This is a genomic window from uncultured Williamsia sp. (assembly GCF_947494875.1).
Taxonomy (GTDB): domain Bacteria; phylum Actinomycetota; class Actinomycetes; order Mycobacteriales; family Mycobacteriaceae; genus Williamsia_A.
This window is the reverse complement of record NZ_CANLWM010000008.1, coordinates 199,009-225,843: the sequence shown is the minus strand read 5'-3', so window position 1 is coordinate 225,843 and position 26,835 is coordinate 199,009. Positions and strand designations below refer to the sequence as shown.

The following is a 26,835-nucleotide window of genomic DNA, read 5'->3' as shown; positions in this document are numbered from 1 at the left end:
GAGGTGACGATGATGCGAGGTCCGCAGTCGTCCCCGGACACCGATCCCACCGGACACATCCCCGCCGCGTCCGTCGCGCGCCTGGCCACCTACCTGCACGTCCTGCGCACTCTCAGCGAGAACGGTGCCGTCGTCACCTCCAGCGGTCAGCTCGCGACCGCCGCCGGCGTGAACCCGGCGATCCTGCGCAAGGACCTGTCGCACGTCGGCGCCAACGGTGTCCGCGGCGTCGGGTACGACGTCGCGCGTCTGACGGCCCGGATCTCGCGGGCACTGCGCACCTCGGACACCCACAACGTCGCGCTCGCCGGGGCCGGCCTCCTCGGTCGCGCGCTGATCGCGCACACCGGTTTCGGCCGCGGGTTCCGTGTGGTTGCGATGTTCGACACTGATCCGGCGGTGGTGGGTACGGGTTTCCGGTCGGAGGCCGTTGACATCACCGTGGCACCGATGTCGGACCTGGCGCGGCAGTGCGCGGAACGTGATGTGGACGTGGCGGTCATCGCCACGCCCGACTCGCTCGCGCAGACGACCTGCGACGCCTTCGTCCGCGCCGGCATCCGCCAGCTCCTCAACGTCAGCACCGTGACGCTGCGCACGCCGCCGAGCGTGCACGTGCGCCCGGTGGACCTGGCTCTGGAACTGCAGGTGCTCTCGTTCAACGCCTCCCGCGACGCGGTCGACCCGTCGTCGTCCGGGGGCCGGATCGATTCCCGCGACGACTGCGGGGAGAAGGTGAGCGTGTGAGCGTCTTCCTGTTCGGCGTGTCCCATCGCAGTGCACCGGTGCCGGTGCTCGAGCGGTTGGCCGTCTCCGACGCCGACCGGCCCAAGCTGGTCGAGCGACTGCTGCGTGTCCCGCAGATCTCCGAGGCGATGGTGGTGTCCACCTGCAACCGCGTCGAGGTCTACGCCGTCGTCGACGCGTTCCACCCCGCCCTGGAGGCGGTCGGTGACGTGCTCGGCGAGCACTCCGGCATGAGCGTCACCGAGATGACCCGCCACGCCTACGTCCGCTACTCCGAGGCCGCCGTCGAGCACCTGTTCACGGTCGCCGCCGGGCTCGACTCGCTCGTCGTCGGCGAGCAGCAGATCCTCGGCCAGATCCGCGCCGCCTACGCCAGCGCCGACGAGCACTCGTCGGCCGGTCGGGTCCTGCACGAACTGGCCCAGCAGGCGCTGCGCGTCGGCAAGCGCGTGCACAGCGAGACCGGGATCGACCGCGCCGGCGCGTCCGTCGTGTCCGTCGCCGTCGACCGCGCCCGCGGCCTGCTCTCCGCCGACGGCGACACCGTCCTGCAGTCGGCCGTCGTCCTCGGCGCCGGCGCGATGGGTGGCCTCGCCGCCGCCCACCTCGCCCGCGAGGGTGTCACCGACCTCGCCGTCGTCAACCGCACCGCCGAGAAGGCGCAGCACCTCGCTGAGTCGGTACAGGCCCACCAGGGTGTGTCTGCCCGGGCGGTCGATCTCGCCGACCTGGCCGACGCCGTCGCCGACGCCGACCTCCTCGTCAGCTGCACCGGCGCCGTCGGCGCGGTGGTGAGCGTGGGCGAGATCCACTCTGCGCTGGCCCGCCGTACCCGGTCGACGCCACTGGTCATCTGCGACCTCGGCCTGCCCCGCAACGTCGACCCCGCCGCGGCACGACTGCCCGGCGTGCACGTCGTCGACATCGAGAGCCTCCGCGGGACGCCCGCCACCCAGGCCGCCGCCGACGACGCCGCGGCCGCCCGCGACATCGTCGCCGGCGAGCTGGCCGAGTACCTCGCCCACCAGCGACAGGCCGAGGTCACCCCGACCGTCACCGCCCTGCGTCAGCGCGCCGCGGAGATGGTCGAGGCCGAGATCCTGCGGCTGGAGACCCGTCTGCCCGGGCTCGACGAGCCGCAGCGCGACGAGGTCGCCAAGGCCGTCCGCCGTGTCGTGGACAAGCTCCTGCATGCGCCGACGGTGCGCGTGAAGCAGCTCGCGTCGACCCCGAACGGCGACCACTACGCCGAGGCGCTACGGGAGCTGTTCGAGCTGACCCCCGGTGCGGCGGAGTCGGTCTCGGCGCCCGAGACCGGCCTGACCGTCGGCGACTCCGGCGACACGCCCGTCGCCCGGGGAGCCCGGTGACCGCTCGGAAGACCATCCGGATCGGCACACGCGGGTCGCTGTTGGCACGCACGCAGTCCGGGGACGTGCGGGACGCGCTGATCGAAGCCGGCCACGACGCGGAGCTGGTCGTCATCACGACCGCCGGTGATCTGTCGGCCGAGCCGGTCGAGAAGATCGGCGTCGGCGTGTTCACGACCGCCATCCGCACCGCCCTGCACAACGACGAGATCGACGTCGCGGTGCACAGCTACAAGGACCTGCCGACCGCGCCGGAGGAGGGCCTCACCATCGCGGCCGTGCCGCTGCGGGCGGACTCTCGGGACGCGCTGGTCGCGGCCGGTGGCCGGGTGCTCGGCGAACTCCCGCCGGGCTCCACCGTCGGCACCTCGGCGCCGCGACGGGTCGCGCAGCTTAACGCACTGGGTCTGGGTTTGGAAATCCGCCCCCTACGAGGCAACCTGGACACTCGGTTGGGCAAAGTCGCCGGCGGCGAACTCGACGCAGTGGTGGTGGCCCGAGCCGGGTTGGTCCGCATCGGTCGCGAAGACGAGGTGACCGAGGCATTCGACCCGGTCGTGCTGCTTCCCGCGCCTGCTCAGGGCGCACTCGCGATCGAGTGCCGCTCCGACGATGCCGAACTGGTGAGCATTCTCGCCGAGCTCGACGACGCCCCATCCCGGGCCACGGTCGACGCGGAACGGTCGGTGCTGGCGGCCCTCGAGGCCGGGTGCACCGCGCCGGTCGGCGCGATCGCGGAGGTGGTGGAGTCGCTCGACGACGACGGGCGCGTCGTCGACGAGCTGTCGCTGCGGGCGGGTGTGGCCGCGCTGGACGGATCCGACGAGATCCGCGCCTCCGTGGTCGGACCGGTCGCACGCGCGGTCGAACTCGGTCGGGAACTCGCCGCAGAACTGCTGGATCGCGGGGCCGCCGAGGTCATGCGCGACTAGCAGCCACCTCGGACGACCCCAGAAGGGGTCAGGAGAGTGCACCGCATGAGCCGCACCAAGAAGGCAAGCCCTGGCCGGATCCTGTTCGTCGGATCGGGCCCCGGGAACCCCGCTCTGCTCACGGTCCGCGCGCGTGACGCGCTCGCCGCCGCGACCACCGTCTTCGTCGACCCTGACGTGCCCACGGGCGTGCTCGAGATGGTCGGCGTCGACGCCCCGGTCACCGAGCCGGCCGACACCGACGCCGACGACACCGCGCGGGTCCGCCCCGCGCTGGGCGACCCCGGCGAGGTCGCCAAGACCCTGGTCGCCGCGGCCAAGGCCGGCGACGACGTCGTGCGCCTCGTCGCGGGCGACCCGCTGACCACCGACTCCGTGCTCACCGAGGTGTCGGCGATCGCGCGCACGTCGGTGCCGTTCGAGGTCATCCCCGGCCTGCCCGCCGCGGCCGCGGTCCCGAGCTACGCCGGCATGCCCCTGGGATCCGGCCACACCGAGGCCGACGTGCGGGGCGAGGTCGACTGGGCCGCCCTGGCCGCCGCCCCCGGGCCGTTGGTGCTGCACGCGACCTCCGCGCACCTCGCCGAGGCCGCGAGTGCGCTGACCGAACACGGTCTGGCCGCGCAGACGCCGGTCGCCGTCACGGTCAACGGCACCACGTGCCAGCAGCGGACCGTCGAGGCCACCCTCGCGACACTCAACGACTCCGCCGCCGGCCTGCAGGGCTCGCTGGTCGTCACCGTCGGCAAGGTGGTGAGCCAGCGCGGCAAGCTGAACTGGTGGGAGTCGCGGGCGCTGTACGGCTGGACCGTGCTGGTGCCGCGCACCAAGGATCAGGCCGGCGAGATGAGCGATCGTCTCGTCACCCACGGCGCCATCCCGATGGAGGTCCCGACCATCGCCGTCGAGCCGCCGCGCAGCCCCGCGCAGATGGAGCGCGCGGTGAAGGGACTGGTCGACGGCCGCTACCAGTGGGTCGTCTTCACCTCCACCAACGCGGTCCGCGCGGTGTGGGACAAGTTCGCCGAGTTCGGTCTCGACGCCCGCGCGTTCAGCGGCGTCAAGATCGCCTGTGTCGGTGACGCCACCGCCGCCAAGGTCCGCACCTTCGGCATCGAGCCCGAGCTGATCCCGTCCGGCGAGCAGTCGTCGCTCGGTCTGCTCGACGACTTCCCGCCCTACGACGACGTCTTCGACCCGGTGAACCGGATCCTGTTGCCGCGCGCCGACATCGCCACCGAGACCCTCTCCGAGGGTCTGCGTGACCGCGGCTGGGAGATCGACGACGTGACCGCCTACCGCACCGTCCGGGCGGCCCCGCCGCCGGCGACGACGCGCGAGATGATCAAGACCGGCGGGTTCGACGCGGTCTGCTTCACCTCGAGCTCGACGGTCCGAAACCTCGTCGGCATCGCCGGCAAGCCCCACGCGCGCACCATCGTCGCGTGCATCGGACCCAAGACCGCCGAGACGGCAACGGAGTTCGGTCTCCGGGTCGACGTGCAGCCGGAGAACGCGTCCGTGCCCGATCTCGTCGACGCACTGGCCGAGCATGCCGCGCGTCTGCGGGCCGAGGGTGCGCTGCCCCCGCCGCGCAAGAAGGCCCGCCGGACCTCGCGGTCGTCCTGATCCCGGTGTCGGGCAGCCTGATCCGACCGGTCGGGGACATTCGTCCCCGACGGCTGCGGACGTCCCCGGCGATGCGTCGGCTGGTGGCGGAGACGTCGGTGGAGCCGCGGCACCTGGTGCTGCCGGTGTTCGTCGCCGACGGCATCGATGCGCCGCAGCCGATCTCGTCGATGCCGGGCGTCGTGCAGCACACGGTGGAGTCGTTGCGCACCGCCGCTGCCGAGGCGGTCGGTGCGGGTGTCGGCGGCATCATGCTCTTCGGCGTCCCGAAGCCTGAGGACAAGGACGGTGTCGGGTCCGGCGCCGACGATCCCGACGGCATCCTCAACCGCGCGTTGCGCACCCTGCGCGACGATCTCGGTGACACCACGGTCCTCATGGCCGACACGTGCCTCGACGAGTTCACCGATCACGGGCACTGCGGCGTCCTCGACGACCACGGTCGCGTCGACAACGACGCCTCCGTGGAGCGGTACGTGTCGATGGCGGTCGCGCAGGCGCAGGCCGGCGCCCACCTGCTCGGTCCGAGCGGGATGATGGACGGCCAGGTCGGTGCCATCCGCGCGGGCCTCGACGGTGCCGGCTTCCTCGACACCGGGATCCTCGCCTACACCGCCAAGTACGCGTCGGCGTTCTACGGACCGTTCCGCGAGGCGGTCGCGAGCACACTCCAGGGTGATCGCCGGACCTACCAGCAGGACACGGCGAACCGCGGCGAGGCGATGCGCGAGTTGGAACTCGACCTCGCCGAGGGCGCCGACATCGTCATGGTGAAGCCGGCGATGAGTTACCTCGACATCGTTCGTGACGTGGCGAACGTCGTCGACGTGCCCGTCGCGGCGTATCAGATCTCGGGGGAGTACGCGATGATCACCGCCGCTGCCGAACGCGGCTGGATCGACCGCGACGCCGCGATCGTCGAGTCGGTCACCTCCATCCGCCGCGCCGGCGCCTCCATCGTCCTGACGTACTGGGCGACGGAACTCGCGACCCGGCTCCTCTGAGCGCACGACTACCCTGGCGCCCATGTCTGACCGGTTGACCCCATCGCCGGACGGGTCGGCTCCGGAACCCGGCACGAAGCCGTCCCTGCCGTCCCCGCTGGCGATCGCCACCGAGCTGTGGCTCGTGGTCGTCGCGGGCCAGGCCGTGGCCTATGCGGGTCAGTACCCGACGGCGTCGGACTCGGTCCGCGAGGCCGCGCGCAACGCCTCGTCGGGGGCGTCGGCCGACGAGATCCGCACGCTGACCTCCACCCCGACGGTGGTCGGCGTCTACGTCGCCGTGGGCGTCCTGTTGTCGGTGTTGTCGCTGCTGGTGGTGTGGCTCGCGCGGACCGGACACAACTGGGCCCGCATGGTCCTCATCTTCTTCAGCGCGTTCATCGTCGTGCAGACCGTCCTCGGGCTGTTCGGCGACTCAGCGTCGTCGTGGACGACGATCCCCGCGGTGCTCAGCGGGGTCGCGGCACTCGGTGCCGCGTGGCTGCTGATGCAGCGCGACGTCGAGACGTACTGCCGCGCGATGGCCGCCTTCCGCAAGGGCGGCGCCGTCGGTGGGCCGTATCAGGGCGGTCCACCCGCAGGGTCGCAGCCGCCCCATCCGCAGAACTCGCAGCCGCCCTATCAGCCACCGCAACAGCCCCACCGACCGCCGTCGCAGTCCGGGTACGACCCATCGGGACGGTACGACCCGAACGCCCACGACCCGAACGCCTACGACCCGCACGCCTACGACCCGCAGCGCCCGCCGCGCTACGCGCCACCACCGCACACAGGGCCCTACGGCGCCCCGCCGCCGCTCTACCCCCCGCACCCCGAGGACCGGCGACCCGACGACCGGGCGCAGCCCCAGCAGTGGGAACCCGCCCGCGGCGAGAACGTCCGGGAACGTCCGCCGCGTCACTCCGACGACGACTCCGTCGACCGCTCGGACACCGGTCGCGACGACCGGGGAGAATCACGGCCGTGATCGAGAAGAAGATGCCCGCGGATCCGTCGACGCCGAAGCAGGCGCTGTGGGCGATGCGCCTGTGGCTCGCGTCCGGGGTGCTGCTGTTGGTCACCGCGGTCTACTCGCTGATCGTCGGGATCGCGGCAGGCAGTGCGTTCCCGATCGGCCTGGCGGTCGTCTGCGTCATCGCCGGCGTCGTCACCATCGTGGTGGGGCGCCGCGCCGGCGCGGGCGATCCGCGGTGGCGGTCGTCGGTGGCGGTGTTGACCCTCGTCGTGACGGTCCTCGGCATGCTGCTCGCGGTCCTGCTGGGCATCCCGTTCGTCCTGCTGTGCGGCCTGGTCGGGCTCGTCGGGTCCATGCTCGCCTACCGGCCCGCGGCCGAGCCCTGGTTCGCGCGTGGCTGACCCGACACCGTCGGAACCGGACGGTGATGACCGGACCCCCGAGGCGGAGCACCCCGAGATCGCCGAGGCGGCAGGGGATCGGACCGCCCCGGCTGAGGATCGCGGCGAGGTGCTGTTCCGCGAGAGTGGCGGCAGCTGGGGCGTGGTCCTCATCGGCCCGCTGCTCATCGCGGCCGTCGTGGCGGTCGAGGCCAGCGGGCCGGGACAGATCCACTGGCCGGTGTTGTCGATCTTCTTCGTCGTCCTGACCGGGTTCTCCGCGCTGCAGGTCTACGCGGCGCGGCAGCACGTGAGCGTCGAGCTGACCGAGACGACCCTGCGTCAGGGTGCGCGCACCATCCCTCTGTCGGACATCAAGACCATCCACCCCGAGAACCTCGGGGGTGAGGCGATGCCGTGGGAGAGCGCTCCTGCTCTCGGTGAGTTGTCGGGGGTTCCGCGGCGGCGCAAGGGGATCGGCCTCACCATGACCTCGGGCTCACTCGCCCAGGCCTGGGCACGCGACCATCAGCGGTTCCGACAGGAACTCACCGAGGCACACCTGGCCATGCAGATGGGGCTCGGCCCGACGAAGAAGGACGACGCGTGACGTCCCGCCGCGTCGTCGCCGGAGTGGGCATCGCGCTGTTCGTCGTGCTGACGACCGCCACGGTTCTGCTGGCGATCACGTCGGTGCAGACCGCCGGATACCCGCCGCTGGAACTCGGAGGTCGGGTGGTCGCCGGGCCCTACGAACTGACCGAGGTACGCGGCGACCGCGTCGGGGCGGCGACGGTGTGCGCGGTGGCTGCCGTCGCCGCCCTGGCGTGGTGTGTCTCGACGATCAGGGCTGCATCGCGACGGTGAGCAGCGCCGGCGGCACGCCGAACGCGTCCACCAGCGTCTGCGCGTGCGGCCGCAGCTGCGCGCAGAGCTCGTTGATGCCCCGGCGGATCGCCTTCGCGCGCTCCACCGACACGTGGCGGTGCATCAGGAACCAGCCGATGTCGGACTCGATGGTCGAGTAGACGTACAGGTCGCAGACCTTCCACAGAAGGTCCTTCGCGGCCTTCGAGTCGCACGAGTCGATGGCGGAGATGAACGCCTCCAGCACCACCCGCTCGATGTGCACCTGACCCACCTTGAGGATGTGGTCCTGCGCGTCGTTGAACACCTCGAACTCGTCCGCGTCGTCCGACAGCGCCCGACGCATGCGGTTCGCCGCGGTGCGCAGCAGGTGGTCCTCACGATTGCGGAACAGACGGATCTGCGTGCCGCGGTTGGTGAGGTCCGACTGTTCGGGGTCCTCGTCGGAGGAGTCGAGCAGGGTCTGCACGACCTGGCGGGCAGCCGACTTCTCCAGGATGACGTCGCGCGCCATGCCGGCGATGAACCGGGCCCAGCCGCGGGTGTCGTAGCCCTGGACCTCCTCGGCGTAGGCCGAGAGGAGTTCCTTGGCGACGAGCTGCGTGAGCACGGTGTTGTCGCCCTCGAACGTGGTGAACACGTCGATGTCGCCACGCATGATCGGCAGCTGGTTCTCCGACAGGTAGCCCGCACCACCGCACGCCTCGCGCGCCACGTTGATGCTGTGCGACGCGTGCCAGGTGGTCGCCGCCTTCAGGCCGGCGGCGGTGCTCTCCAGCTGACGCTGACGCCCCGCCATCGAGTCGTCGCCCTCGGTGCCCTCCGGGTTGGCCGACTGCACCTCGTGCAGTTCCTCGATCATCTCGTTCATCGCGAACTGCAGCGCGTAGGACTTGGCGACGAGCGGCAGCAGCTTGCGCTGGTGCGCGCGGTAGTCGAGAACGGGGATCTCGTCGTCGCCGGACGGGGCGTCGAACTGACGACGCTGCGTGCCGTAGTTGACCGCGATCGCCAGGGCCTTGCGGCCCGCCGCACCGGCGGTCGCACCGACGCTCGCGCGACCACGGATCAGCGTGCCGAGCATGGTGAAGAAGCGACGGTTGTCGCTCTCGATCGGCGACGTGTACGTGCCGTCGGGCTCGACGTCGGCGTACTTGTTCAGCAGGTTCTCGCGCGGGATGCGGACGTGGTCGAACGTGAGGTTGCCGTTGTCGACGCCCGCGAGGCCGCCCTTCGGGCCGTCGTCACCGATCGTGACGCCGGGCAGCGCGTTGCCGTCCTCGTCACGGATCGGCACGACGAAACAGTGCACGCCGCGGCTCTCGGGCTCCTCGCCCGGGCCGGCGGTGACCAGCTGGGCGAACACGGAGGCGATCCGTGCGTGCTTGGCCGCGCCGCCGATGTAGTCCTTCGTGGCCGACGGCGTCGACGAGTGGACGACGAACTCGTCGGCGTCCTTGTCGTAGGTGGCGATGGTCTCGAGCGCCTGGACGTTCGAGCCGTGGCCCTTCTCGGTCATCGCGAAACAGCCGAGGAGATCGAGGTCGATGAGGGGCTTGACGTACTTGTCGTGATGACGCTGGGTGCCCAGGTTCTCGATGGCGCCGCCGAAGAGGCCCCACTGCACACCGGCTTTCACCATGAGCGACAGGTCGGCGTATCCGAGCATCTCGATGGCGGTGACCGATGCGCCGACATCGCCTGTGCCGCCGTGCTCCTCGCGGAAGCCGTACGCGGCGAAGTCGAGCTTCGCGAGCTCCTTCATCTTCTCGAAGGTCGCGTCGCGCGCCTCGTCCATCGTCAGCGTCGGGTCGGGCAGGAGGTCGGCGCGGTCCATGTGCTGACGCGCGTACTCCCGCAGACCGCGCCAGCGGCCGTCGAGGACGTACTTGAGGTTGTCGACGAGCATCTGGCGATCGGACTCGGCGTTGTCGGTCGACGGAGCGACTGCCGCGGAGGCCGCGGACGGGTTCTCGGGTGCTGGTGCGACGGTCATGACCACACGGTAGGCGCGGGCGGCCCGTCGGGGACCGCATCGTTGGTCACAGTTGCCGAGCAAATGCTCGCGGCTCACCACCTGGGATAACAGGGCGATAACGGACGGATCGGCGGTCACCCTGCGGAAGCTCGGAAGGTGCTGTCGCGGTGCAGGACTGGGCCGAAAATTGTCGGCGTCAGGGTCTGGCACTCGGCGGCATCGAGTGCTAAATTCGGTGGTGCATCAGCTACCGGCCCCGTACGGGCGGGGCCGGATGTCACGAACTGGACACAGGAGGTGTTGTGGCGATGCTGCGCTTCGATCCCTTCACGGAACTGGACACCATCACCCGCGGACTGCTCAACGGAGCACAGGCGGGGTCGGCCAGAGTCCCGCGGTTCATGCCGATGGACCTGTGCAAGGTGGACGACCACTACCTGCTCACCGCCGATCTGCCGGGCGTGGACCCGGGCTCGATCGACGTCGACGTGGACAACGGAACGCTGACGCTCTCGGCGCAGCGCACCGCCCGGTCCGACGACTCGGTGCAGTGGCTGACCGGTGAGCGGTTCTTCGGCACGTACCGCCGTCAGCTGAGTCTCGGCGACAACGTCGACGCCGCGGGCATCACCGCGTCGTACGAGAACGGCGTTCTGACGGTGACGATCCCGGTCGCCGAGCGTGCCAAGCCGCGCAAGATCCAGATCGCGCACAGCGACACGCCACGGTCGATCGAGGCGGACTCGACCTCCTGAGACCACCGGTGGCGGTGGTCGTGTGACGCGGTGACCGACGCCCGCGGACCCGTTGGGTCCGCGGGCGTCGTCGTGTCCGGGGTGCCTACTTCTGGTAGCCGATGTCCTGGACTCGGCCGATGTAGAACAGCCCCGCCCCGTAGTTGGCGAGTTTGGCCTTCGTCGCGATGATCGCGGGACCATTGTCGAGGGGGAAGATCCCGTACTGCTGGAACAGTGTCCTCTCGAGCTTGTTGCCGTTGGCGATCTGCGCTGCGGGATCGGCGATCTGGCCGACCGCCTTGATCTGGTCGTCCAGGGTCTTCGTGCCGGTCCCGGACAGGTTCAGCTGCGAGTCCGAGCACCACACCTGGCAGAAGTAGGCGAGTCCGAACGGGTCGCTCGAACTGAAACCCGACACGAAGAAGTCGAACTTCCGGTTGTTGATGATGTCCGAGAAGTCGCTCGACGACTTCTGCTCGATCTGCAGGTCCACACCGACCGACTTCTCCATGGCCTGAAGGGCGCGAGCCAGGTTCACCACGGTCGGGTCGTCACCGGTGACCGGGAATGACAGCGACAGGCGTTGACCGTTCTTGGTGCGGATACCGTCGGAACCCGGGACCCACCCCGCCGACTGCAGTCCCGACTTCGCGGCCTCGGCGTCGAAGTCGATGACGCCCTTCATGTTGTCCTCGTACCCCTTCTGGAACGGGTAGAGCAGGAATGACCCCGGAGCCTGCTCGCTGTATCCGAGCCCCTGGAACAGCACGTCTGCGACCACCTTCCGGTCGATCGCCTTCATCACGGCGCCACGGACCTGCGGATCGCTGAGGATCGGTGCCTTCGCGTTCAAGGTGACGAGATCCTGGGATGGCTGCGCGGACTTGCGGATCGAGATGCCGCTCATGCCCTGCACCTGGGCCAGACGGTCCTTCGTGGCCACGCTGACTGCGTCGATCTGGTTGTTCTTGAACGCGTTGATCGATGCCTGGCTGTCCATCTGGAGGAAAATGCGACGCTGCAGCTTTCCGGTGTCACCCCACCAGCGTGGATTGCGCTCGAACGTGACTGTCCCGGCTGTCTTGTCGAACGATGCGAGGCGGTAGGGGCCGGCGCCCAGCTCGGGGTGCGGAGAATTGATGTATCCGGTGTTGTAAAAGGTCGGGTTCGCGGCCTTCGGGTGCAACAGGATGTTGAACAACCCGTCGGGCCAGGCGTACGTGCCCCGGAAGGTCACGATGGCCTGCTTCGAGCTCGAACCTGCTCGTACGGAGGAGATCTGGGAGTAGCCGTCGGTGGACGACGGGTTGAAGGCCGTGTCGGTCCCGTTGTTGGCCTTCCAGGTCGACTCGAACGACGTCCAGTCGATCGGGGTGCCGTCGTTGTAGGTCGCCTTGGGGTTGATCGTGTAGGTGACGACGGTGTTACCGCCCTCGGTCGCCTTCGCGTATCCGGTCAGGTAGTCGGGATCGGGTGACGCTGTCCCGTCCGGTGCGAAGGTGAAGAGGTTCGGGTTGTACCAGCGCCACAGGTTCAGTGTGTAGAGCGTGCCGTCCGCCTGCCAGGTGTTCCACTGTGGTGACACCTCGGGTAGCGCCGTCGTCATCGTCCCACCGTCGGCGATGGCGTCCCGCGGTTGCTGGTTCAGCTGCGGAGTCGCCTCCGACAACGACGTGTTCGTGTCCGAGGACGACGACTGCTGCGAACCGCCGCAGCCGCCGAGTACGAGGACCGCCGCCGCGGTCATCGCCCCGACCGCGAGGAGTGGACGTCGCATGGTTTTCCTTTCGGGTTGTGTCACCGAGACACCGTCGGGTGACGGCCGGCGAAGTGGCAGGCGTGCTGATGGGCGCCGGAGTCGTCGAGCGACCGCAGGCCGGGAACGACTGTGATGCAGGTGTTCTGGTCGGCCAGGGACAGCCTCGGCCGCAGCGGGCAACGGGTGTGGAACGAACATCCCTTGGGGCGCGAACTGGGGCTCGGCAGCTCGCCGGTCAGAACGATCCGCTCTCGGGTGCGTTCCACCTGCGGATCGGGGATCGGGATTGCCGAGAGCAGCGCGCGGGTGTAGGGGTGTTGCGGGTCGCCGAACACGGCTGTCGCGGGACCGATCTCGACGAAACGCCCGAGGTACATCACGGCCACGCGATCCGCGAGATGGCGGACGACCGACAGGTCGTGGGCCACGAACAGGTAGGCCACCCCGATCTCGCGCTTCAGGTGATTCAGCAGGTTGATCACCGACGCCTGTATGGAAACGTCGAGAGCGGACACCGGCTCGTCGAGCACCACGAGTGCGGGGTTCACCGCCAGCGCGCGAGCGATGCCGATCCGTTGGCGCTGACCACCGGAGAACGCGGCGGGGAAGCGCGAGGCGTGCGCGGGGTCCAGTCCGACGAGTCGCATCAGCTCACGGACGCGACCATCGATCTCGCGTCGCGGGGTCCCATAGGCGGTGAGCGGTTCGGCGACGATGTCGCGCACGGTCATCCGTGGGTTGAGCGACCCCATCGGGTCCTGAAAGACGATCTGCACCGCCTTCCGTGCGGTACGAAGGCGTCGCCGGGACAATGTCGAGAAGTCCACGCCGCCGATCTCGACGGAACCGGTGGTGCCAGGCTCGGCCCGGAGGATCTCGAGGAGTGTGGTGGTCTTGCCTGAGCCCGACTCGCCGACGATCGCCATCGTCTCCCCTTGGTGGACGTCGAAGTCGAGCCCGTCGACCGCGTACACCGACCCGTCCTGTCGACGAAGGATTCCGCGCAGGAGCGGGAACTCCTTCGTCAGACCGCGGACTCGCAGGACCACCTCGTCTCCGGTCGGTACGGGGGCGTCAACGTCGTCGTCGGTGGCGGCGAAGATCGGATGTCCGTCGATGTCGCCGCTACCGCTGATCTCCTCGGCGCGATGGCAGGCGGCGTCGTGGTCGGGTCCGACCGCCGCGAGCGCGGGTTCCGACGCCGTGCAGGCCGTCGTCGCAGCCGGGCATCGCGGGGCGAACGGGCAGGCCTTCGCGACGTCGATGAGGACGGGAGGTTGACCGGGGATCGGCACCAGCGGGCCCGCCTGGTCGCTGTCCACTCGGGGGATCGACGCGAGCAGCCCTGCCGTGTAGGGCATCCGGGGGTGTCGATAGAGGTCGTCGGCCCGGGCGCGCTCGACCACCCGTCCCGCGTACATGACCGCGACGTCGTCGGCTGCGCCGGCCACGAGACCGAGGTCGTGCGTGATGAGCAGCAGCGCCGCCCCGGTCTCCCGGCGAATCGTCGCCAGCAGATCCATCACCTGGGCTTGAATGGTGACATCGAGCGCCGTGGTGGGTTCGTCGGCGATGATCAGCGCCGGGTCGTTGGCGATGGCGATGGCGATCACGACCCGCTGTCGCATACCGCCGGACAGTTCGTGCGGGAACGCCTTGGCGCGGCGACGTGCGTCGGGAATGCCCACGAGATCGAGCAGTTCGACCGCCCGGTCCGCAGCCTGGGATCGACCGATGTCGCCGTGGGCGCGCAGCGCCTCCACGATTTGATCGCCCACCGTGTAGACCGGGGTCAGCGCCGTCAGCGGGTCCTGGAAGATCATCGAGATCTGCGCGCCACGCAGCCCTGACATGGCACGGTCGTCCAGGTCGCCGATCTCCCTGCCCTGGAGGCGAATCGAGCCTGATCGTTCGGCGGTGTCCGGGAGTAGGCCCATGATGGCAAGGGATGTCACGGACTTGCCGGAGCCGGATTCCCCCACCACCGCTGTGCAGCGGCCGGCAGCGATGGTGAGGTCCACCCCGCGGACGGCGTCGAGGACACCGGACTCGGTGGGGAACGACACCCGTAGGTCCGTGATCTCGAGGACGGGGAGATTCGTGCTCACCGGGCACCGCCCCTGCGGAACCAACGACGCTTGCCCGCCGCGGCCGCCTGTGGGTCGAACGCATCACGCAGGCCGTCGCCGATCAGCGACAGGGAGAGTGTCAGCAGAGTGAGAACCGCTGCGGGGTACCAGAACAGCCACGGTGACGACGTGATGGTCGACTGACCGTCCGAGATGAGCGAGCCGAGCGTCACATCGGGGATCTTCACCCCGAACCCGAGGAACGACAGGCTCGTCTCGGTGAGGACGACGGTGACGACGCCGAGGACAGTCGAGACGATGATCAGCGACGACATGTTCGGGATGATGTGGCGGATCGAGATGCGGAATGCGCCGAGGCCGAGAAACTTCCCCGCGCGGACGTAGTCCATCTGGCTGACCGACTGGGCCAGCGACCACGTGATGCGCGCCTGGAACGGCCATCCGAAGACGATGAGCACCACGATCAGCGCCTTCCAGTCACCTCCGTACCGGTTGGCCACGAGGGCGACGATAAGCAGCGACGGCACGACGAGGAGGAAGTGGATCGACTGCAGTGTGACCCGTTCCAGCCACCCGCCGACGTAGGCAGCGACGGTCCCGACGATCGTCGCGATGATCGTCGTGCCGAACGCGACGGCGAAGGCGATCACGAGCGATCGCTGCAGACCGTGCACCAGCGCCGCGTAGAGATCGACACCCGCGTCGTTGGTCCCGAGGATGTGATCACCCCCCGGTGCCACACCGAGGGCGGCGAAATCCGTTGCACGATAGTCGTACGAGGTCAACAGCGATCCGAACGCCGCGAACACGATCAGCGCCAGGAGGATCACCAGCCCCGCGACGGATGTCGTGTTCCGGAAGAAGCGGCGGGATATGACGCGGCCTCTGCGGGCATCCGGCGAGGCGGCGTCGACGGTGGCGGCTCCCTCGGCGCCCACCGGGCTGCCGAGCGGCGCAGCATTCGCGAGCGTCCCGCTCGACGTCGGGGATGTGTTGTCAGGCAGTGTCATGCGATCGCGCCCATCGTGATGGTCATCAGCTCAACCGGATCCTGGGGTCGAGGTAGACGAGGAGGAAGTCGGACAAGATGGCGCCGACCGCCGTCAATGCGGCACCGAATGCGGCGGTCGCGACAACGCCGTACACGTCGTTCTTGGCGATGGTGTCGACGAAGTACTTGCCCATCCCGTTCCAGGCAAAGATCGATTCGGTCAGGACCGCGCCGGTGAATGCCGCGGGGACCGCAAAGGCCACGCTGGTCGCGACGGGGATGAGCGATGTCCGGAGCGCATGTCGGCGCACTGCCACCCCGCGACGCAGGCCCTTCGCGCGGGCGAGGCGCAGGTAATCACTCCCGAGCGTGTCGAGCAACAGACTCCGCTGCAGAATCTGTGTCCCCGCGTAGCCGGTGATGATCAGGACCAGTGACGGCAGGACGAGGTGCTGGGCCTTGTCCACCACCGCCGGCCAGAATCCGCTGACGTCGACACTCGACGAACCGGTGACGAAGAAGATCGTCGATCCGGAGGACTGGTTGATCGTGATGGCCAGGACGACCAGGGCGAGCGCGACGACGGGTACCGGTACGACCAGGGCGAACGACGAGACGACCTGAAGGAGGCGGTCGCTCACCCGGTACTGCCGAACCGCCGCGTAGACACCCAGTGCCACGCCGATGATCGTCATGAGGATGGTCGCGCCGATCACCAGCTGGAAGCTGGTCCACGCACGAAAGGCGATCTGGCCGTTGACCGAGTCACCGACGGGGGATCGGCCCCAGTCCCAGTGCAGGACGATGCCCGACACCCAGTGCCACCACCGCTCGAAGATCGAGACCTTGTCGTTGAGGTTGTAGCGGTCGAGGGTCGCGTCGACGACGGACTCTGGGAGTGGTGGTCGCCGCGAGAGATAGTTCGCCCGTGGCTGGAGCAGCAGGCTCGCCAGGAAGAAGACCAGGTTGGTCGCGACCACGATCAACACGAGCCATCCGAATGCCTTCCGCAGCAGGAAGCCGATCAACGTCTGTGGGGCCCTTCTGATCCGCGCTCACGCACGAGGCGCGTGTGCTCAGCTGGGCTAACTATGCACGACGTGATGTTTCTTCGGTGTTTCCATGCAGTTTTCCCTCGTCACAAGTCCTGAAGACGGCGACGGGGGTGGCCGGGCGTCGCTCAGGCCAGCGGGCGAAAGGTGCCGCCGACGGCGCCGGAGCGGGCGGCGTCGACGTGCGGTAGGACGGACTCATGGATCTGCAGTTGACGGGCAAGCGCGCGATCGTGACCGGTGGTAGCCGGGGTATCGGGCGGGCTGTCGCCCGATCCCTCGCCGCCGAGGGCGCCGACGTGGTGATCGCGGCGCGCGGGCAGGAGGCGCTGGAGGCCGCCGCGGCGGACATCGCCCGCGAGACCGGCGCGCGGGTGTTCGCGGTCACCGTCGACACCGGCGACCAGGCGTCGGTCGACCACCTCGTCGAACGGACGGTCGCCGAGTTCGGTGGTGTCGACATCCTGGTGAACTCCGCCGCCACACCGTGGAGTGCGGGCCGTCCCACCGACTTCGCCGGCACCTCCGACGACGTGGTGCGCCAGGAGGTCGAGATCAAGGTCCTCGGCTACCTGCGGACCGCACGCGCCGTCGCGCCGCACCTCACCGCCCAGGGGTGGGGACGCATCATCAACATCAGCGGACTCGGTGCGCGCCAGGCGAAGTCGATCGCGCAGACCATCCGCAACGTGAGTGTGTCAGCGCTGACCAAGAACCTCGCGGACGAACTCGGGCCGCAGGGTGTCACGGTCACCGTGGTGCACCCGGGCACCACCCGCACCGAACGTCTCGTCGAGCGGCTCGAGAAGCGTTCCGCCGCCGAGGGAGTCGCGGTCGCCGACCTCGAGAAGGAACTCGCGACGAACTCGATCCGCCGGATCGTCGACGCCTCCGAGGTCGCCGACGTCGTGACGTTCCTCGCCTCGCCGCGCGGCGGCGCGATCACCGGTGACGCGATCGCCGTGGGCGGCGGCATCCCCGGCCCGGTCTACTACTGAGAGATCAGCTCACACCGACCGCGACGCGGCGCGGCGCCAGCCTGCGCAGGATGCACTCGGCCACCACGCGGACAGAAGCCCGGTCGTGGCTGAGACACCACGCGTATCTGCGGTCCTCCAGAGGGCCGCCGTCGCCGAGGTCCTTCGCCACCACGACGCTCGTGTGATGGTCGGTCATGAAGACCATCGCGAACTCGCCGTCGAACGCGTGCGTCGGATCGGCGGGACCCCGCACCCCGGGGATGGTGAAATCCCCGGCCCCGATCACCCCGACGAGCGTGTGCTTCTCCGCGAACGCGGCATAGCGGTGGCCGAACCGCCGGGCGAACACGTCGGCGTGCTGGGCGGAGACCAACAGCATCCCCGCCGACGCGAGCGGTTCTCCCAGCGCGCACATCTCCTCGAACACCCGCGCGATGGTCGCCCACGACGCGACATGGCGTGGCATGCGATCGAGGATGTCCGACGGTCGGTCGATCGAGGACGGCAGATCCTCGAAGAGCCGGACGGGATTCGTGGGGAGTGTGGCGAGGGGGTCGGCGGGCGAAGGTTCGGGCGCGCCGAAGAGGTAGCCCTGGCCGAGGGTCGCCGAGGCCAACGCGGCCAGATGGGCGTCGTCGTCGGTCTCGATGCCCTCGGCGACGACCCTCGCGCCGGTGGAGACGGCGTAGTCGGCGACGAACGACGTGGTCTCGCCGTGCCCCGGCGATCCGGGACGGGTGACCACGCTGCGATCGAGTTTCACGACGTCGGGCAGGGCGATCGGCAACAGCACGAGCGACTCGGGGTTGACGCCGACGTCGTCGAGCGCGATACCGACGCCGTACTCACGCGCGGACTCGATCGCGGTGATCACCGCACTGGGATCGGCCAGCAACTCCCGCTCGGTGAACTCGACGACGATCTGCAGTTCGGACGACGCGATCTCGCGGAACCGCTCGAACGGGAAGCGCCACCGGGGCAGCGGTCGCAGAGCGGTGGGCTCCACGTTGACGAACAGGGTCAGCGGGCGACGGATCCCGGCCGCGAGGCCGCCTTCCACGGCGGCCCGGCGGCACATCCAGTCGAGGTCGGTGAGGGTGCCGTTCGCCTCGGCGGCGGCGAACACCTCGTCCGGTCGCGCGTCCGGGACATCGGGCCAGCGTGCGAGCGCCTCGTATCCGACGACCGACCGGTCGGCGAGGGAGACGATCGGCTGGAAGTGGGGGACGATCCAGGAAGTCAGAGCCCGTTCCGCACTCGGCGTCGGCTGCATGTCACCTCCCCTGACCACGCGATCGACATCGCCACCCCGACATCCTGGACAAAACGGTGACGATTCTCACGAGGTGGTTCGAGGTATGCAACCATCCGGATGGGTCCTCGCTCCGAGGGGGCCGGAAACCGCAGGTCGAGGCGGTGTGGCCCCGTTCACCGCCCGGCGTTTGGAACACTGGGGTCGTGACTGTAGCGACGACCCGATCGGCCGAACTCTTCCACCGGGCGACCCAGGCGATCCCCGGCGGGGTGAACTCGCCGGTCCGCGCGTTCTCGGCGGTCGGCGGTACCCCCCGGTTCATCAGCTCGGCCCGGGGCTGCCGCATGACCGATGCCGACGGCGCCACCTACGTCGACCTCATCAGCTCGTGGGGTCCGATGATCCTGGGGCACGCGCACCCGCAGGTGGTGGAGGCGGTGACCCGCGCCGCCGCGACGGGCCTGTCGTTCGGCGCCCCGACCGAGGCCGAGATCGCACTGGCCGAGGAGATCATCGGCCGTGTCGCACCTGTCGAGCGTGTGCGCCTGGTGAACTCCGGCACCGAGGCGACGATGTCGGCGGTGCGTCTGGCCCGCGGGTTCACCGGGCGGACGAAGATCGTGAAGTTCTCCGGCTGCTACCACGGCCATGTCGACGCACTCCTCGCCGACGCCGGCTCCGGTGTGGCCACGCTGGGACTGCCGACGACGCCGGGCGTCACCGGCGCACAGGCCGCCGACACGCTGGTGCTGCCCTACAACGACCTCGCGGCCGTCGAGGAGGCGTTCGCCGCGTACCCCGGTGAGATCGCCTGCGTCATCACCGAGGCCGCGGCCGGGAACATGGGCGCCGTCGCGCCGGTGGAAGGGTTCAACCAGGGCCTGCGCGACATGACCGCCCGTGACGGCGCGCTGCTCATCATGGACGAGGTGATGACGGGCTTCCGTGTGAGCGCGTCGGGGTGGTTCGGCCTCGACGGCGTCGCCGGCGACCTCTACACCTACGGCAAGGTGATGAGCGGAGGCCTGCCCGCGGCGGCGTTCGGCGGCCGGGCCGACATCATGGACCACCTCGCGCCGACCGGGCCCGTCTACCAGGCGGGCACGCTGTCGGGGAATCCCGTCGCGGTGGCCGCGGGGCTGACGACGCTGCGCCTGGCCGACGCCGACGTCTACGCCGCCCTGGACGCGAACGCGTCCCGGCTGGGCGCACTGATCACCGACGCGTTGACCGCCGAGGGCGTCGCCCACCGGGTGCAGTTCGCCGGGTCGATGCTCAGTGTGTTCTTCACTACGGACGTCGACACGGTGGTCGTCGACTACGCCGGGGTGAAGGCCACGCAGACCTGGCGGTTCGCGCCGTTCTTCCACGCCCTGCTCGAGCGCGGGGTGTACCCGCCGCCGAGCGCGTTCGAGGCGTGGTTTGTGTCCGCGGCGCTGGACGAGGATGCTTTCGGTGTCCTGGCCGACGCCCTTCCCGCGGCCGCTCGTGCCGCGGGAGCTGCCGCGGAGCCGCAGGCGTGAGCGCATCGAGCGGCACCGAGGTCCAGGGCGCGACACCCGAGGAGCTCCACTGATGCAGCGCACCATCGTGCACATGATGCGGCACGGCGAGGTCCACAACCCGGAGGGCATCCTCTACGGGCGGCTGCCGAACTTCCACCTCTCGCGGACCGGTGCCGCCCAGGCGCAGCGTGTCGCCGACGAGCTCGCCGACCACGACATCACCGCCGTGTTCGCCTCGCCGCTGCAGCGCGCGCAGGAGACGGCCACCCCGATCGCGAGGGCCCACGGGCTCGAGATCATCACCGACGACGGCCTCATCGAGGCCGAGAACGTCTTCGAGGGCCTCAAGGTGTCCGTCGGAGACGGCGCGCTGCGTCGTCCGCGGCACTGGATGAAGCTGCGTGACCCGTTCACCCCGTCGTGGGGCGAGCCCTACATCCAGCTGGCCCACCGCATGCTCGCCGTCGCCGGCAAGGCCCGGGAGACCGCGCGCGGTCACGAGGCGGTCTGCGTCAGCCACCAGCTACCCGTCTACATCCTGCGACGGTTCCTCGAGGGCCAGCGCCTCTGGCACGACCCGCGGCGCCGTCAGTGCTCGCTGGCGTCGGTGACCAGCCTCCTCTACGACGGCGACGCCCTCGTCGACATCGTCTACTCCGAGCCCGCCGGCGCATCCGACCCGCTCGCCACGGGGGCGTGAGCGGCTGCCGTGTCGAAGGTCTCGCGTTCCAGGCTGGTCGCCATCCCGCTGGTGGTCGTCGCGCTCGTCGTGGCGCTCGCCGCGTGCGGCACCGGTAAGGACGCCGTCACGCAGGGCGACACGTTCGAGTTCGTCTCGCCCGGCGGCAAGACGACGATCTTCTACGACCCACCGTCGAGCCGGAAGCGCGTCCGCGACCTGTCGGGCGAGAACGTCGTCACCGGCGCACCACTCGGGCTGAGCGACTTCGACGGCAAGGTCGTCGTCATCAACGTGTGGGGCCAGTGGTGCGCCCCGTGTCGCGCCGAGGTCGGTGACCTCGAGCAGGTCTACGAGCAGACCGCGCCGCTCGGAGTGGAGTTCCTCGGCATCAACTTCCGCGACAACCGTCAGGAAGCCCAGGACTACATCCGCAACAACGACGTGACGTACCCGTCGATCTACGACTACCCCGGCCGCACGCTGGTGCGTCTGACCACGCCGACCTCGGTGGTCCCGACGACCGTCGTGCTCGACCGCAACCACCGCGCCGCCGCGGTGTTCCTGCGCACGGTCAGCGTGGAGGACCTCGACCCGCTGGTGCGTCGCCTCGCCGCCGAGCCGTACACCCCGCCGCCGACGCCGTCGGGCACGGGCACGTCGGTGGTGCGCGGGGGGTCGTCGTGATCCTGGCGTCGGTGGGCAGCACGTTCGCCTCGACCGCCTCGTCCGGCCCCATCCTGCTGGCGCTCGTCGCCTGCGCGGCGGCCGGACTCATCTCCTTCGCCTCGCCGTGCGTGGTGCCGCTGGTCCCGGGCTACCTGTCGTATCTCGCCGGGCTGGTCGGTGCCGAGGCGCCGCCGGTACGGGCCGGCGACAAGCCCACGACGGGGCGGGGTCGGGTCGCGGGCGCGGCGCTTCTGTTCGTCCTCGGCTTCACCGTCGTGTTCGTGCTCGCGACCGCCACCGTCTTCGGGCTGACGTCGTCGGTGCTGGTGAATCGTGAACTGCTGCAACGCATCGGCGGTGTGGTGACCATCGTGATGGGCCTGGTGTTCATCGGTCTGGTCCCGATGCTGCAGCGTGAGGCGCGCTTCCATCCGCGTCTGGTGTCCAACCTCGTCGGCGCACCGTTGCTCGGTGCGGTGTTCGCGCTGGGCTGGACACCGTGCCTCGGGCCGACGCTGGCGGCCGTGGTCGCCACCGCCTCGGGCACCGAGGGATCGACGGCCGCCCGCGGCGTCGTTCTGATCGTCGCCTACTGCCTCGGGCTGGGGCTGCCCTTCGTCCTGCTGGCCTTCGGCTCGGCCTCCGCGCTGCGCGCCGTCGGCTGGATGCGCCGGCACGCCCGCACCATCCAGGTCGTCGGGGGAGTCCTCCTCATCCTCGTCGGCGTCGCCCTCGTCACCGGACTCTGGGACAGCTTCGTCACCTGGGTCCGCGACGCCTTCATCACCGACACGGAACTGCCGATATGACCGACACCCAGACCCGGCCCGCCGCGTCGTCACCCGCCCCCGAACAGCGGCCGTCGTTCGCGCGACGACGACTCCTCTGGCCGGCACGCAACCTGTGGCGGTCGCTGACGTCGATGCGCACCGCACTGGCGTTGCTGTTCCTGCTCGCGCTCGCCGCCGTGCCCGGTGCGTTGCTGCCGCAGCGTGAGCTGAACGCGCAGAAGACGCAGGCCTACATCGACTCCCACGGCTTCGCCGGCCGACTGCTGGACAAGCTGCAGTTCTTCGAGGTGTTCTCCTCGGTCTGGTTCACCGCGATCTACGTGCTGCTGTTCATCTCGCTGGTGGGCTGCCTGACGCCGCGGATGATCGAGCACGCGAAGTCGCTGCGGGCCCAGCCCGTCGCCACCCCGCGCAACCTCACCCGGATGCCGCGGCACGAGACCCGCGAGGTGGCCGGCGATCCCGAGCAGGTCGCCGCCCGCATCAGCGGCAACCTGAAGGGCTGGCGTCGCACCACGACGGTGCGTGACGACGGCGTCGTCGAGGTCTCGGCCGAGAAGGGCTACCTGCGGGAGTTCGGCAACCTCGTCTTCCACTTCGCGCTGTTGGCGCTGCTGGTCGCCATCGCCGCGGGCAAGCTGTGGGGCTACGAGGGCACTCGCATCCTCGTCGCCGACGGGCAGCAGGGGCTGTGCAACACCTCGACCGCCGTCTACGACTCGTTCCGCGGCGGCAACCTCGTCGACGGCACCGACCTCACGCCGTTCTGCATCACCATCGACAACTTCTCGGCGAAGTACCTGCAGACCGGCCAGCCCGACATGTACTCGGCGAAGCTGAACTACCAGACCGGCTCCGACCTCGACACCGGCCGCCAGGAGTCGGCGACGGTGAAGGTCAACGACCCGCTGCGCATCGCCGGGGACCGCATCTACCTTCTCGGTCACGGTTACGCGCCGACGTTCACGGTGCGCTTCACCAACGGTGAGACCCGCACGCAGACGGTGCCGTTCACACCGAACGAGACGGCCACGCTGCTGTCGTCGGGTGCGGCGCGTTTCGACACCCCCGCCGGGCTCTACCCGAACCCCGACGACCGTCGGAAGAACCAGATCGCGCTCGAGGGGATCTTCGCCCCGACCGCCGCCTACAGCGGTGCGAACAACACGCTGCTGTCGTCGGCGTTCCCCGCAGCGCGGGACCCGGCCGTCGCCATCCGCATCTACGAGGGCGACACCGGCCTCGACACCGGCCGACCGCAGAACGTCTACTCGCTCGACCAGAACCTCATCAACCAGGGTCGGCTGCGTCAGCAGGTCACCACCGGCGGTTCACGACTCGGGACCAACCTCACCGTGGGTCAGTCGACGCGTCTGCCGGACGGGACGACGGTCAGCTTCGACGGGTACAAGCAGTGGGCGTCGATGCAGGTCAGTCACGATCCCGCACAGCAATACGTGCTGATCGCGGCCATCGCGATGCTCGCCGGCCTGCTGGTGTCGCTGCTGGTCAAGCGTCGTCGCGTGTGGGCCCGGGTATCCCCGGCGCCGGCGGACTCGGCCACAGCCGGTCAACGACTTACAGTAGTAGAGATGGCCGGTCTGGCCCGCACGGATCAGGCAGGCTGGGGCGAGGGTTTCTCCGACCTCGTCGACAAGGTCACGGCCTCCCAGGACGCGACCGACGAGGCCGTCGTGTCACCGACGACGCCGGCCCAGAAGACCGAGAGGTGAACCAGGTGCAGATCGACGAGAACCTGTCGCGGTACTCCGACCTCCTGTTCGGCACCACGCTGACGGTGTACGTGCTGGCGATGATCATGTTCCTCGCGGCGCTCGCGTCGTCGAAGGGTCGTGCCGCCACACCCGCGGTCGCCGAGAAGGAGCTGGCGAAGGCCGGGGTGGGGGCCGGCTCGGCGTACACCCCGGTGCGCACGCCCGGTCGCGTCGTCGAGAAGGAGCGTCAGCCCTGGGGCGACCGGTTGGCCAGGATGGCGTTCCCGGTCGTCATCGTCGGTGCGCTCGCCCACATCGGCTCGATCGTGTTCCGCGGGCTCGCGACCGATCGCATGCCGTGGGGCAACATGTACGAGTTCATCAGCCTGTCGTGCGCCGCGGGCGTGATCGCCGGCATCGTCGTGCTGCGCCGCCCTGAGCACCGGCCGCTGCTGTCGTTCGTGCTGGTGCCGGTCTCCCTGCTGATGTTCATCGCCGGCCGCTGGCTCTACACGCAGGCCGCGCCCGTGGTCCCGGCCCTGAAGTCGTACTGGCTGGCGATCCACGTCTCGATCGTCTCCGTCGGGTCCGGGGTGTTCCTCGTGTCCGGCGTGGCGAGCGCGCTGTACCTGATCAAGCTGCGCTGGCCCGACGCCGGCACCGGCCTCGGTGGCCGCATCCTCGACCGTCTGCCCACCGCGGAGGCGCTGGATCGCGTGGCCTACAAGACCGTCGTGTTCGCGTTCCCGCTGTTCGGCCTCGGCGTCATCTGCGGCGCGATCTGGGCCGAGTCGGCCTGGGGCCGCTTCTGGGGCTGGGACCCCAAGGAGACGGTGTCGTTCATCGCCTGGATCATCTACGCGGCGTACCTGCACGCGCGTGCCACCGCGGGTTGGCGGAACACCAACGCGGCGTGGATCAACATCGCGGGTTTCGTGGCGATGCTGTTCAACCTCTTCATCATCAACCTCGTCGTGTCGGGGCTGCACTCCTACGCCGGACTCTGACCTCGTCCAGGGCAGGAGGGCCGCGCCCGATCGCGACGGAAATGGGTTCAGGACGCCTCGACGCAGAGCTCTGACCGGAGCAATGTCATAGCGCCCCTCTAGCGTGACGTTCGTCCGAGAACGTCGAGCGTCGACTGGGGTGAAGGTATGCAAATCTGGTGGGAAAAGTTTCGGCCGACAAGACCCCCGCGACTCGGTTTCGACTATCTCATCCCGGCGCTACCCCCTTTCGCGGCAGCCGCGTTCCTCAAGCACATGGATTCGGGCGCAGCCGCGCAGGATTTCGACAGGCTCATCCCGGAAAGCACGCTGCTCTCGATCTGGCTAACGGTCACATTCTTCGCTGCAGGGCAAAGTTTTTCCGCCGCAACCACCCCCGAAGCGGGTCTCTCTGAAGTGCTTCGGGGCGATGTGAGTAGAAAATATGTGACCGCGTATGTAGCGCGGCGTCTTATTCCCTACGTCAGTGTGTCGATGGGTGCGTTCTATGCAATGAACGCACACGACAAGGCCGACATCGCCGTGAAATCCCTGATGGTCGTGGCCGCGTACATTCTCCTGTGCTGGTTCGACTTCAGATTCGTGCAATCTCCGACGATGGACATCGCTGCATTCGGTCAAACGGTGCTCGACCGGTACAAGAATGCAACCGGGATCAGAAAGCAATTCACGAAGCTCACCGGCACAGTTGTCCCTGTTCCTTGCGGCGTCAGAATGCGAATCGCAGCCTGGTGTTTGCATATGGCGCTCCCGCTTGTGCTGCTCACCGCAACAGCGATCGCGCACACGGTCGCGCCTGGGCCGGTGTCCTACGTCCTGCGAGTGACCACTTTTGGGGTTCTGTTCGTGACGCCATTTCAGTTGGTTGTCGTTTACCGCGTCACCTTCGTGGTCGCAGGAATCGCCCGCGCCAATCACGGCGCGATCGCCGCGATGTGGGCGCTCATCTCGCTCGTTTATGCCATGACTCTGTGGGCCGCATCCGGCAACGTCCTTTTGACGGTCGGCGCGCTCGCAGTGGGCACAGGCGTCACCGTCGCGCTTGCTCTTCACAACAGGTCTGCATCACGACGCTGCGAAGTGGGTAGGTTGTCGCTACTTGCGATGTATTGGCACCTGGCGCAATCACGTGCTGTCGACCATCTGCCGATGACTCGTACGGACGGTTGATATTTCCAAGGATCGTGGCGGTGCCGGGCGCTGGGCGCGCCCGGCCCGATCACGACGGGGTCGGTGTCAGGACGCCTCGGCCTGCTTCTTGACGACCTTGAGCAGTTCGATGACGGTGTCGATCGTCGACGCGGACAGGTCGCCGTGCCGGAACGCGGCGATGTGCGCGCCGGTCTCGGCGGCCATCGCGACGTACTCGCGCTGCTGCTCGACCCGCTTGAGGTCTTCCTCGGGATCGGTGAGGAAGTAGGTCACGCTGATCTCGAACGCCCGTGAGATGGCCTCGACGGTCCGGAACGAGGGCGTCTTGGCCTTCCCGGTGCGCAACTGCGAGATGTAGGCATCCGACAGGGTGTACCCCAGCCGGTTCGCCTTCAGGGCGATCTTCTTGCCCGTGTAGGGGATGCCGTTCTCGTCGCGGACCGTGTCGAACAGCTCGTTGAGGCTGTCGGCGAACGGCTTCGTGACCCGGACGTCGTCTGCGATGGACATGTGAGTGCTCTCCCGAATCCAGTCCGGACCGAGCATCGGCCGGGATCCCCACGACCCCGGTCACCACGCCGCCGCTCCGGA

At 69.1% G+C, this 26,835-nt stretch carries 25 protein-coding genes; 18 read left to right on the top strand and 7 right to left on the bottom strand.

Features of this window, described 5'->3' with window-relative positions; translation table 11 throughout:
* Nucleotides 1-12: 12 nt before the first annotated feature.
* Genes Q1A98_RS19010 through Q1A98_RS18970 form a run of 9 tightly spaced genes read left to right on the top strand, consistent with a single transcriptional unit; the run spans nucleotide 13 to nucleotide 7,884 of the window.
* Nucleotides 13-747 (top strand): redox-sensing transcriptional repressor Rex, encoded by a 735-nt coding sequence (locus Q1A98_RS19010; RefSeq protein ID WP_299576346.1) that lies wholly within the window; start codon nucleotides 13-15, stop codon nucleotides 745-747.
* The gene (locus Q1A98_RS19005; RefSeq protein WP_299576344.1) at nucleotides 744-2,117 is read left to right on the top strand and encodes a glutamyl-tRNA reductase; all 1,374 of its coding nucleotides are present in this window, start codon (nucleotides 744-746) and stop codon (nucleotides 2,115-2,117) included. Before Q1A98_RS19010 ends, Q1A98_RS19005 begins: the two co-directional genes overlap by 4 nt.
* Nucleotides 2,114-3,049: a hydroxymethylbilane synthase gene (hemC, locus tag Q1A98_RS19000; RefSeq protein WP_299576342.1), complete on the top strand. Its 936-nt coding sequence runs from the start codon at nucleotides 2,114-2,116 to the stop codon at nucleotides 3,047-3,049. The genes Q1A98_RS19005 and hemC overlap by 4 nt, the downstream gene beginning before the upstream one ends.
* Nucleotides 3,050-3,094: 45 nt before the next feature.
* Nucleotides 3,095-4,678, top strand: coding sequence for a bifunctional uroporphyrinogen-III C-methyltransferase/uroporphyrinogen-III synthase (locus Q1A98_RS18995; protein ID WP_299576340.1), 1,584 nt, complete (start codon nucleotides 3,095-3,097; stop codon nucleotides 4,676-4,678).
* 20 nt (nucleotides 4,679-4,698) lie between these two features.
* Nucleotides 4,699-5,682: a porphobilinogen synthase gene (hemB, locus tag Q1A98_RS18990; protein WP_299576567.1), complete on the top strand. Its 984-nt coding sequence runs from the start codon at nucleotides 4,699-4,701 to the stop codon at nucleotides 5,680-5,682.
* Between the two features lie 22 nt (nucleotides 5,683-5,704).
* Complete coding sequence (locus tag Q1A98_RS18985) at nucleotides 5,705-6,649, top strand: hypothetical protein (protein WP_299576338.1); 945 nt, start codon at nucleotides 5,705-5,707, stop codon at nucleotides 6,647-6,649.
* Nucleotides 6,646-7,038: a hypothetical protein gene (locus Q1A98_RS18980; protein ID WP_299576336.1), complete on the top strand. Its 393-nt coding sequence runs from the start codon at nucleotides 6,646-6,648 to the stop codon at nucleotides 7,036-7,038. Before Q1A98_RS18985 ends, Q1A98_RS18980 begins: the two co-directional genes overlap by 4 nt.
* Before the next feature lie 58 nt (nucleotides 7,039-7,096).
* Nucleotides 7,097-7,627 (top strand): DUF3093 domain-containing protein, encoded by a 531-nt coding sequence (locus Q1A98_RS18975; RefSeq protein WP_299576565.1) that lies wholly within the window; start codon nucleotides 7,097-7,099, stop codon nucleotides 7,625-7,627.
* On the top strand, nucleotides 7,624-7,884 hold the full coding sequence (locus Q1A98_RS18970) for a hypothetical protein (protein ID WP_299576334.1): 261 nt from the start codon (nucleotides 7,624-7,626) through the stop codon (nucleotides 7,882-7,884). Before Q1A98_RS18975 ends, Q1A98_RS18970 begins: the two co-directional genes overlap by 4 nt.
* Here the strand turns inward: Q1A98_RS18970 and Q1A98_RS18965 are convergent.
* The gene (locus tag Q1A98_RS18965; RefSeq protein ID WP_299576333.1) at nucleotides 7,862-9,880 is read right to left on the bottom strand and encodes an acyl-CoA dehydrogenase; all 2,019 of its coding nucleotides are present in this window, start codon (nucleotides 9,878-9,880) and stop codon (nucleotides 7,862-7,864) included. The two genes, Q1A98_RS18970 and Q1A98_RS18965, sit on opposite strands and share 23 nt — an antisense overlap.
* 290 nt (nucleotides 9,881-10,170) lie before the next feature.
* Here Q1A98_RS18965 and Q1A98_RS18960 point away from each other — a divergent pair, with 290 nt between their 5' ends.
* A complete protein-coding gene (locus tag Q1A98_RS18960) occupies nucleotides 10,171-10,617 on the top strand; it encodes an Hsp20/alpha crystallin family protein (RefSeq protein WP_299576331.1) in 447 nt (148 codons plus the stop codon).
* Nucleotides 10,618-10,702: 85 nt separating this feature from the next.
* Here the strand turns inward: Q1A98_RS18960 and Q1A98_RS18955 are convergent, their stop codons facing one another.
* The 4 genes from Q1A98_RS18955 to Q1A98_RS18940 are packed head-to-tail and all read right to left on the bottom strand — an operon-like array spanning nucleotide 10,703 to nucleotide 16,467.
* Entirely contained in the window at nucleotides 10,703-12,376 is a 1,674-nt protein-coding gene (locus Q1A98_RS18955; protein WP_299576329.1) for an ABC transporter family substrate-binding protein, read from the bottom strand.
* 20 nt (nucleotides 12,377-12,396) lie between these two features.
* Nucleotides 12,397-14,466: an ABC transporter ATP-binding protein gene (locus tag Q1A98_RS18950; protein ID WP_299576327.1), complete on the bottom strand. Its 2,070-nt coding sequence runs from the start codon at nucleotides 14,464-14,466 to the stop codon at nucleotides 12,397-12,399.
* Nucleotides 14,463-15,458, bottom strand: coding sequence for an ABC transporter permease (locus Q1A98_RS18945; protein WP_299576325.1), 996 nt, complete (start codon nucleotides 15,456-15,458; stop codon nucleotides 14,463-14,465). Before Q1A98_RS18945 ends, Q1A98_RS18950 begins: the two co-directional genes overlap by 4 nt.
* A gap of 25 nt (nucleotides 15,459-15,483) precedes the next feature.
* Entirely contained in the window at nucleotides 15,484-16,467 is a 984-nt protein-coding gene (locus Q1A98_RS18940; protein WP_299576323.1) for an ABC transporter permease, read from the bottom strand.
* A gap of 224 nt (nucleotides 16,468-16,691) precedes the next feature.
* Between Q1A98_RS18940 and Q1A98_RS18935 the strand changes: the two genes are divergently transcribed.
* Nucleotides 16,692-17,489 carry an SDR family oxidoreductase gene (locus tag Q1A98_RS18935; protein ID WP_299576321.1) on the top strand — a complete coding sequence of 266 codons (798 nt, stop codon included), beginning with the start codon at nucleotides 16,692-16,694 and terminating at the stop codon, nucleotides 17,487-17,489.
* A gap of 4 nt (nucleotides 17,490-17,493) precedes the next feature.
* Here the strand turns inward: Q1A98_RS18935 and Q1A98_RS18930 are convergent, their stop codons facing one another.
* On the bottom strand, nucleotides 17,494-18,744 hold the full coding sequence (locus tag Q1A98_RS18930) for an EAL domain-containing protein (RefSeq protein ID WP_299576319.1): 1,251 nt from the start codon (nucleotides 18,742-18,744) through the stop codon (nucleotides 17,494-17,496).
* Nucleotides 18,745-18,929: 185 nt separating this feature from the next.
* On the opposite strand from Q1A98_RS18930, the gene hemL reads away from it, so the two are divergent.
* The 7 genes from hemL (at nucleotide 18,930) to Q1A98_RS18895 (ending at nucleotide 26,262) form a co-directional block, all read left to right on the top strand.
* A complete protein-coding gene (gene hemL, locus Q1A98_RS18925; protein WP_299576317.1) occupies nucleotides 18,930-20,249 on the top strand; it encodes a glutamate-1-semialdehyde 2,1-aminomutase in 1,320 nt (439 codons plus the stop codon).
* A gap of 52 nt (nucleotides 20,250-20,301) precedes the next feature.
* Complete coding sequence (locus Q1A98_RS18920) at nucleotides 20,302-20,931, top strand: histidine phosphatase family protein (RefSeq protein WP_299576315.1); 630 nt, start codon at nucleotides 20,302-20,304, stop codon at nucleotides 20,929-20,931.
* Between the two features lie 9 nt (nucleotides 20,932-20,940).
* Nucleotides 20,941-21,597: a TlpA disulfide reductase family protein gene (locus tag Q1A98_RS18915; protein WP_299576313.1), complete on the top strand. Its 657-nt coding sequence runs from the start codon at nucleotides 20,941-20,943 to the stop codon at nucleotides 21,595-21,597.
* A gap of 2 nt (nucleotides 21,598-21,599) precedes the next feature.
* On the top strand, nucleotides 21,600-22,388 hold the full coding sequence (locus tag Q1A98_RS18910; RefSeq protein WP_299576563.1) for a cytochrome c biogenesis CcdA family protein: 789 nt from the start codon (nucleotides 21,600-21,602) through the stop codon (nucleotides 22,386-22,388).
* Nucleotides 22,385-24,103, top strand: coding sequence for a cytochrome c biogenesis protein ResB (locus Q1A98_RS18905; RefSeq protein ID WP_299576311.1), 1,719 nt, complete (start codon nucleotides 22,385-22,387; stop codon nucleotides 24,101-24,103). The genes Q1A98_RS18910 and Q1A98_RS18905 overlap by 4 nt, the downstream gene beginning before the upstream one ends.
* Nucleotides 24,100-25,092, top strand: coding sequence for a c-type cytochrome biogenesis protein CcsB (gene ccsB / locus Q1A98_RS18900; protein ID WP_299576309.1), 993 nt, complete (start codon nucleotides 24,100-24,102; stop codon nucleotides 25,090-25,092). Before Q1A98_RS18905 ends, ccsB begins: the two co-directional genes overlap by 4 nt.
* A 147-nt stretch (nucleotides 25,093-25,239) precedes the next feature.
* On the top strand, nucleotides 25,240-26,262 hold the full coding sequence (locus tag Q1A98_RS18895; RefSeq protein ID WP_299576307.1) for a hypothetical protein: 1,023 nt from the start codon (nucleotides 25,240-25,242) through the stop codon (nucleotides 26,260-26,262).
* A gap of 66 nt (nucleotides 26,263-26,328) precedes the next feature.
* Here Q1A98_RS18895 and Q1A98_RS18890 read toward each other — a convergent pair whose 3' ends face one another.
* The gene (locus Q1A98_RS18890; protein ID WP_299576305.1) at nucleotides 26,329-26,754 is read right to left on the bottom strand and encodes an XRE family transcriptional regulator; all 426 of its coding nucleotides are present in this window, start codon (nucleotides 26,752-26,754) and stop codon (nucleotides 26,329-26,331) included.
* Nucleotides 26,755-26,835 lie beyond the last annotated feature (81 nt).